The sequence below is a fragment of the Desulfolutivibrio sp. genome, assembly GCF_036584575.1.
GTDB lineage: Bacteria > Desulfobacterota > Desulfovibrionia > Desulfovibrionales > Desulfovibrionaceae > Desulfolutivibrio.
Genome location: NZ_JAZHDB010000030.1, coordinates 1 through 7187, shown reverse-complemented (window position 1 = coordinate 7187; position 7187 = coordinate 1). Strand labels below are relative to the sequence as shown.

General features: G+C 63.7%; 9 protein-coding genes. 6 read left to right on the top strand and 3 right to left on the bottom strand.

The window, feature by feature from the left end:
- The 6 genes from V3572_RS02285 to V3572_RS02260 all read left to right on the top strand — a co-directional run.
- On the top strand, window positions 1–1133 hold a 1133-nt coding region (locus V3572_RS02285), incomplete at its 5' end, for a penicillin-binding transpeptidase domain-containing protein (RefSeq protein WP_332109349.1).
- Window positions 1134–1145: 12 nt separating this feature from the next.
- Complete coding sequence (locus V3572_RS02280; protein ID WP_332109348.1) at window positions 1146–2003, top strand: methyltransferase domain-containing protein; 858 nt, start codon at window positions 1146–1148, stop codon at window positions 2001–2003.
- Between the two features lie 83 nt (window positions 2004–2086).
- A complete protein-coding gene (locus V3572_RS02275; RefSeq protein WP_332109347.1) occupies window positions 2087–2629 on the top strand; it encodes a cyclic nucleotide-binding domain-containing protein in 543 nt (180 codons plus the stop codon).
- Window positions 2626–3000 carry a hypothetical protein gene (locus tag V3572_RS02270; RefSeq protein ID WP_332109346.1) on the top strand — a complete coding sequence of 125 codons (375 nt, stop codon included), beginning with the start codon at window positions 2626–2628 and terminating at the stop codon, window positions 2998–3000. The genes V3572_RS02275 and V3572_RS02270 overlap by 4 nt, the downstream gene beginning before the upstream one ends.
- 39 nt (window positions 3001–3039) lie before the next feature.
- Window positions 3040–4152, top strand: coding sequence for a hypothetical protein (locus V3572_RS02265; protein ID WP_332109345.1), 1113 nt, complete (start codon window positions 3040–3042; stop codon window positions 4150–4152).
- Between the two features lie 70 nt (window positions 4153–4222).
- Complete coding sequence (locus V3572_RS02260) at window positions 4223–4519, top strand: YciI family protein (protein WP_332109344.1); 297 nt, start codon at window positions 4223–4225, stop codon at window positions 4517–4519.
- Window positions 4520–4767: 248 nt separating this feature from the next.
- On the opposite strand, the gene V3572_RS02255 is transcribed toward V3572_RS02260, so the two are convergent.
- From V3572_RS02255 to trmD, 3 genes are all read right to left on the bottom strand, one after another.
- Window positions 4768–5424 (bottom strand): ribonuclease HII, encoded by a 657-nt coding sequence (locus V3572_RS02255; protein WP_332109343.1) that lies wholly within the window; start codon window positions 5422–5424, stop codon window positions 4768–4770.
- Window positions 5425–5446: 22 nt separating this feature from the next.
- A complete protein-coding gene (rplS, locus tag V3572_RS02250; protein ID WP_332109342.1) occupies window positions 5447–5794 on the bottom strand; it encodes a 50S ribosomal protein L19 in 348 nt (115 codons plus the stop codon).
- Window positions 5795–5973: 179 nt separating this feature from the next.
- On the bottom strand, window positions 5974–7187 hold a 1214-nt coding region (gene trmD, locus V3572_RS02245; RefSeq protein ID WP_332109341.1), incomplete at its 5' end, for a tRNA (guanosine(37)-N1)-methyltransferase TrmD.

Sequence of the window (7187 nt, the reverse complement as noted above, 5' to 3'; positions counted from 1 at the left end):
CCCCGGCCCAGGCGGCGGCCCAGGCCCAGGCGGCAGCCCCCTCCGGCCCCAAGGCCGCGGGCAAGCCCGTCTGGCGCCTGAACGCCCAGTTCGAACCCCAGATCGAAGGGGCCCTGGTCTCCATGGACCCGCGCACGGGCGAGGTTCTGGCCTGCGTGGGCGGCTTTTCCTTTGAGCGCAGCCAGTTCAACCGGGCCACCCAGGCCCTGCGCCAGCCCGGGTCGTCGTTTAAGCCCGTGGTCTATTCCGTGGCCATGGACAACGGCCTGACCCCGGCCACGGTGGTCATGGATTCGCCTTTTTATTACCGCGACCCGTGGAGCGGCAAGGTCTGGAGCCCGGGCAACTACGGCGGCGATTTCATGGGGCCCATGAGCATCCGCTCCGCCCTGGCCAAGTCCCGAAACCTGGTGACCATCCGCGTGGCCCAGCAGATCGGCATGAAAAAGGTCGTGGAACGCGCCCAGGCCTTGGGGCTGCGCGGCGATTTCGTGCCGTATCTGCCCGTGAGTCTGGGGGCCGTGGCCGTCAACCTCCTGGACATGTGCCAGGCCTATTCGGCCTTCGCCCGGGACGGCTCCACCGTGAAGCCCCGGTTCATCCTTGCGGTCAAAAGCGCCTGGGACGAGGATATCTACCAGTCCAAGCCCGAGGCCACGGTGGTCATGACCCCCCAGACGGCCTATATCATGGCCAGCATGCTCAAAGAGGTGGTCCGGGCCGGGACGGCCACGGCGGCCAAGGTGTTTGCCCGCCCCATGGCCGGAAAAACCGGCACCACCAACGACTTCCAGGATGCCTGGTTCATGGGCTTCACCCCCTATCTGCTGTCCGGCGTGTACATCGGCTACGATCAGCCCCGGTCCATGGGCAACGGCGAGACCGGCGGTCGGGGCGCGCTGCCCATCTGGATCGCTTACCGGCACGGCGTGGAGAACGACTACCCGGTGGAGGATTTCGAGCGTCCGCCGGGGATCGTCATGGCCGATGTGGACGGGATCGCCATGCCGTTTAAGGAGGGCACCGAACGCGGCTCCTTCGCCATTGTGGACGAGGAGACCGAGCGGGTGCTTTTTGCCGATCCCAACGCGCCCCTGGCCAGAGGCGAGGATCTGCTCAAGCAGATGTTTTGACGCGTTTTCTCCATGACGCAGCCCCATTCCGGCAAGTCCGACCCGACATCCTTCACCGCCTCCCTGGCCGGGGAGTTTTGTTGCGTGGACCGGGTTTCCGATCCGGGTCGTTTCGTGGCCTGCCTGGAGCGGTTGTCGGCCATCCCCTTTTTTCGCGACTACAAATCCGAGAGCCGGGCGGCCCTTGGCCTGAACCCGGGCGACCGGGTTTTGGAGGTGGGCTGCGGCCTGGGGTTCGATCTGGCGGCGCTCGGCGCAGAGGTGGCGCCCGCAGGGCTGGCCGTCGGCCTGGACATGAGCCGGATCATGCTGGAGCGGGCCAGACAGGCCGCCCCGGGCCGACCCGGCCTGGCGTTCACGGCGGGCGACGCCCTGGCCCTGCCCTTTGCCGACGCCGTGTTCCATGCCTGCCGGGTGGACCGCACCCTGCAACATGTCGCCGATCCGTTCCTGGCCCTGGCCGAGATGGCCCGGGTGACCCGGCCGGGCGGGCGGGTGGCGGCTGTGGAGCCGGACTGGGGCAGTTACCTTTTGGATTCGGCGGACCCGGCGGCGGCCGGAATCGTGGCCCGGACCTGGCGCGAGGGATTCCCGAGCGGACAGGTGGGGCGGACCCTGGCCCGGGGCATGGCCGAGTGCGGCCTTTCGGATATTGCCGTCACGCCGCGCACCTTTGTGCTCCGCACTTTTGCTGCGGCCGACGCTGTCTACGACATTGAGGGGAGCGTGGCCGGGGCCGTGGCGGCGGGGCGCCTGACGCGGCAGAGGGGAGAGGCCTTTCTCGCCGGGCTTGTGCAGGCCGACGGCCGGGGATGTTTTTTTTCCAGTTTGACGTTTTTTGAGGTCTTAGGGCGTACGCGTGGGGTTTGACATGGAGGTCGCATACCCGGTTTTCGGGGCAACCCCAGCCAAGCCGGACCATATCTGCCTCGGGTCCGCGAAAGGATGATTCCGTGACCACGCACGAGCGCGAGGACAGGGAACTGGGCGACGGGGACGATCTGGATCTGGCGGACATCGTCCGGGAGATTCCGGCCTTTCACGGCCTGGACGAGCAGGACATTTCCCGGCTTTTGGACGCCTCGGAGATCTTGCAGGTGGCCTCCGGGGAGACCATCATCCGGGAGAACCAGCGCGACCGGCATTTGTATTTTCTCATCGACGGACAGGTGGGCATCCACAAGGAGAACGTCAAACTGTGCGAGTTGCGGCGGTTGGGCGATTTTTTCGGAGAGATCAGCGTCATCGACAGCAAATGCCGCAGCGCCACGGTGACGGCCAAGCGGGACTGTCTGCTTTTGCGTCTGGACATGGACGCCGTGGACATGAACGACATGCAGGGGCAAAGCCATGTGCTGGCCGTGATCTACCGGGCCTTTTCCGAGGTGTTGGCGGATCGGTTGCGGCGTATGAACGACGAGCTTTTGTATCTGCGGCGGGAAGTCATCCGGCTTCACGGCCGCCTGCGGTATGACAAAGAGGGAGGACGAACATGACCAAGGCAGTGATCCCGGCCCAGGCCCTGGATATGGCCAGGAAGGCGGCGGCGCGGGTGCGGGAGCTTGAGGCCGAGGCGGATGAGGCCTTGCATGGACGGGGGGACGCGGCCGGACACCGGGGGCTTATGATCGAGAAATGCGAGACCCTGGCCGACCTTCCCGAGAGGGTGGAGCAGGTGGCGAGCGAGGCGGATACCCCGGCGGCCGAGGAGTTTCTGAGTGGGCTGGCGGATTTCGCCCGGCGCGCGGGCCAGGCCATGGACCTGGGGAGCATCTTTTATATGACGGCGCTTCTGTATCCCGAGGACTACGTCGCGGGAGAGAAAAACGACCTGGAGCGGTTCCTGGACGGGTTTGACGCTGCCTGAGTCCGCAGGTGAACGCATCTGGCGAGGAGGACATCAGCCATGGCCAGCATTTTCCGTATTCAAGATGATGGCCGCCCGAAGCAACTCGAAAAGACACTCTGCCGGGATGAAGCAAAAGAACTGCAAGACATACTTGCGAACAACCATCATCTGCTTCCGGGGGACCAGATTAGCCCGGAAGCCCCCAGGCGGTGGCTTCTGGTGCAACGCGAGATGCCTGTCCCTGATCCGGTGACAGGGCTTGAACGGTGGAATGTCGATTTCTTTTTTCTCGATCAGGAGGCGACTCCGACATTCGTCGAATGTAAACGCAGCGTGGATACGCGCTCACGGCGGGAAATCGTTGGCCAAGTTCTTGAATATGCGGCAAATGGCGCATATTACTGGGACAAGTCATATCTCATGGAGCGAACAACCCAGACGGCGCGAGAGAACGGGAAAACGCTCGAACAGGGAGTCAGCACACTTTTGCAAGACGATTCCGCTGACTGCAATGCCTTCTTTGATAATGCGATCTACAAGCTCAAAGAGGGAGTCGTCCGGATTATCTTTTTTCTTGAGGAAGCGCCTTTCGAGTTAAAGAGTATCGTTGATTTTCTCAATAGACAGATGGAGAAATCCGAGATTCTCATTGTCGAAGCCAAGCAATATACAGACGCTTCATCCAGGATTATTGTCCCGATGCTCTTTGGATATACGGAAAAAGCTCGGAGAATAAAAAAAGAGAATACAATCCAGCCACAATCCAAGACAAAAGGCTTCTGGTCCAAACCGCGTTTCTTTGAAGCATTGCAAAAAAATGTCACAAAGGCAGAATTTTCTTTGATTGCCGCCTTCGTGGAACGAGTGGAACATGCCGGGGTTCTTTTCAGATATGGAAAGGGGCAAACCGGTTCTTTGGGGCTCGTGATTCCGGCGATTACGCATAATGCGCTCATCCTTTTATGGACAAACGGCACGGTGCAATTCCAGATCGGATTTGCCCGGGGGTCCGAGCGTGCGGACATGGCGAGGCGGAGGTTGGCGGCTATTGCTGATCAGATGGGCATGCAACTCCATGATGAGCTTAATAAAACATTTCCATGCGCGGGGAAGACGCAGCTTTTGAATCATCTTGGAGAGATTGAGGAATTTGTCTTGGAATTTTGCTAAAATACTATTCGGCTCATGTGGCGGGTTGTTTGCGCGGCTGACGCGCGCATGAAATGAAAAAGAAGGCAGCATGTTCATCATCATTGTGGATTACGTCCAGCCGTTGTCCGAGGTGGACCGGTGGCTTGAGGCGCATCGGGATTTTTTGCGGGAGCAGTATGCGGCTGGCATCTTTTTGGCGTCCGGGCCGCGTACGCCCCGCACGGGGGGCGTCATCCTGGCGCAGGGCTGTGACCGGGCCGCTCTGGAGGCCCTCATTGAGGCCGATCCCTTCAAGCGCGAGGGAGTGGCGAGCTATAGCATCCTGGAATTTTCCCCGGTGATGTGCGACCCCGCCCTGACGCCTCTTCTCACGCCAACTTCCTGACGTTTTTCCCTCATCCCTGTTTCTTCCCCCCACCCTGCCTTTCCGGCGGCGGTCTGGCGGCGCAGCGCGCCGCCAGGCCGCCGCCGGGACGAAGGGGGTCCGGGGGGAATGATTCCCCCCGGGCGGGGCACGGGGTGGCAGCCCCGGTTCTTTCCGATTTTCCAAGATAAGCAGTATGATACATAAAAATACCGTCGTCTTTTTTATGTGACGTCGGTAGCGGGCGCGGGGCGGCGACCCCGGTTCAGTTACAGCAGGCTCCCCTGGTCGGGTGGGCGCACGCGAGCGAAGGTCAGGCGGTGGAGCGGGCTTGGCCCCAGGCGGGCCAGGGCGGCCAGGTGGACCGCCGTGCCGTAGCCTTTGTGTTTCGCCAGCCCATAGCCGGGGAACCGGGCGTCGAGCTTCGTCATGAGGCGGTCACGGATGGTCTTGGCCAGGATGGAGGCGGCGGAGATGGCCGGGATGAGGAGATCGCCGCCGACGATGGCCGTCTGGGCGGGCGGCGCAGCGAGGCGGGCCAGGTTGTGGGCGGGAATGGTCTGGTTGCCGTCGATCAGGGCCAGGGGCGGGAGGGGGCTAAGCCTGCCAAGGGCCTTGGCCATGGCCAAAAGCGACGCCGCCAGGATGTTGATGCGGTCGATCTCGGCGGGCCACACGACGCCGATGGCCCAGGTTGCGGCCTGGGCCTTGATGGCCGCCGCGAGGATGTCGCGACGGCCCGGCGAGCATTTTTTGGAGTCCGTGAGCCCCGGCAGATCGTACACGGCGGGCAGCACGACGGCTGCGGCCACCACGGGACCGGCCAGACAGCCTCGTCCGGCCTCGTCGAGACCGGCATGGGAACCAAAGGCCGACGGATCGACCGGGGGGGATGGTTCGCGACTCCCAGCGCACGATCGGGCCATGGGCTCCCCGACGGGGACCGGCTTACCAGTCGGTCTTGGTCTTGATGCGGGCGGCCTTGCCCTTGAGGCGGCGCAGGTAGTAGATGCGGCCGCGCCGGACCTTGCCCTGGGAGATCACTTCCACCCGTTCGATGAACGGCGAGTGCATGGGGAAGACGCGCTCCACGCCCACGCCATCGGACACCTTGCGCACGGTGAAGGTGGAGTTGGTGGTTCCTCTGCGCACGCGCAGGACCGGGCCCTGGAAGACCTGGATGCGTTCTTTTTCACCCTCGATGATCCGCAAAAACACCTTCACGGTGTCTCCGGCGCGGAAGGCGGGCATGTCCAGGCGCATCTGCTCCATCTCAATTTTCTGAATCGCATTCATGATGTTGGCTCCTTGGGCGTGCCGACGGGATTGATGCCCGTGCGGCCCGTATCTCTCTCCCGGCGTCGCGATGCGCCCGGATATCGTCTGATGTTCGCCAGCCGCCGGGCGGGGCCGACAGTTCACTGGCCTAAAACGTCTCATCCCGGTTTGGGGCCCGCCTTGCGGCAGGATTCGCCTCAGTACACATCGCCAAGCAGCCGGTCCGCCAAAATGGCTGCGGCGGATCGCACGGACAGGTGGTTGTAGGCGTCCAGGGGCCTGATCGGCGGCAAAAAGCCGTCGGCCAGGCAGGTCGCCTCCGGAGCAAGCCCCGACCCGGTCCCGAAAACCAGCAGCACCGGTTTTTCACGCAGTATTTCCCGCAACCGGCCAAACCCCGTGAACCCGGCGTCGCCCTCGGCCTTGGCCGAGGTGGCCGCCACAAAGGGCCGCATGCCCCGCTGGCGGGCGATCTCGTCCACCACCTCGTGCAGATCGCTACGCACACGCACCAGGGACAAGGCCTCGGCCCGGTCGGGATTGGCCGCCAATCCCGGACCACTGGTCCAGTGGGACACAAGTTTTTCGGCCAGGGCCCGCTGGTCGGACAGGGGCGTGACCACGAAATATCCGCCCAGACCATAACTGCGGGAAACGCGCGCTATATCGTGTACGTCGAGGTTTGTCAAAGAGGTCGTGCCGGTTTTTCCCTGCCGGTTGAGCACCGGGCCGTGGAGCAGGGCCGTATAGAGGTTGCGTCCCAGGCCCGGACCTTTTTTTCCCCGCAGGTAGTCCACGTCCCGGGCGGTCAGTCCGGCCTCGGGCAAAAGGGCGGGCCGCACGGCCAGGGTGGCCTCAAGGCTTTGTTCCCGCCGCCAGGCGGCGATGCGGGCGTGGTCCCCGGACAGCAGGATGGGCGGCGTCGCAAGCCCGTCAAAGACCTCGGGCCGGGTATAGTGGGGATATTCCAGAAGTCCGGAGGAAAAACTCTCTTCCTCGGCCGATTCGTCCTTGCCCATAAATCCCGGCAGGAGTCGGGCCACGGCCTCGATGACGCACAGAGCCGCCGTCTCGCCGCCGTTGATGACGAAGTCGCCCACGGAGACAGGCTCCAGGGGAAACACTTGCCCCAGCCGGGCGTCGATGCCCTCGTAGCGGCCGCAGATGAGCGTCAGGTCCGGGGCGTCCGCCAGCCGCCTGGCGGCGCGCTGGTCGAAGGGCCGTCCCCCGGGGGTCAGTAAGACCCTGGGGCCGGGGGCGTTGATGGCGGCCAGGGCCTGAACCAGCGGGCCGACCATCATGACCATGCCCGGCCCGCCGCCGTAGGGCCGGTCGTCCACGGTGTGATGCCGGTCCAGGGCGAAGTCCCGGGGGTTGACGAAATCAAAGGCCACAAGCCCGGCCTCCATGG

Bases quoted from the DNA above. Each gene is read 5' to 3' on its own strand.
- V3572_RS02280 (WP_332109348.1), top strand. From the start codon at position 1,146: ATGACGCAGCCCCATTCCGGCAAGTCCGACCCGACATCCTTCACCGCC.
- V3572_RS02270 (WP_332109346.1), top strand. From the start codon at position 2,626: ATGACCAAGGCAGTGATCCCGGCCCAGGCCCTGGATATGGCCAGGAAG.
- V3572_RS02265 (WP_332109345.1), top strand. From the start codon at position 3,040: ATGGCCAGCATTTTCCGTATTCAAGATGATGGCCGCCCGAAGCAACTC.
- V3572_RS02260 (WP_332109344.1), top strand. From the start codon at position 4,223: ATGTTCATCATCATTGTGGATTACGTCCAGCCGTTGTCCGAGGTGGAC.
- V3572_RS02255 (WP_332109343.1), bottom strand. From the start codon at position 5,424: ATGGCCCGATCGTGCGCTGGGAGTCGCGAACCATCCCCCCCGGTCGAT.
- rplS (WP_332109342.1), bottom strand. From the start codon at position 5,794: ATGAATGCGATTCAGAAAATTGAGATGGAGCAGATGCGCCTGGACATG.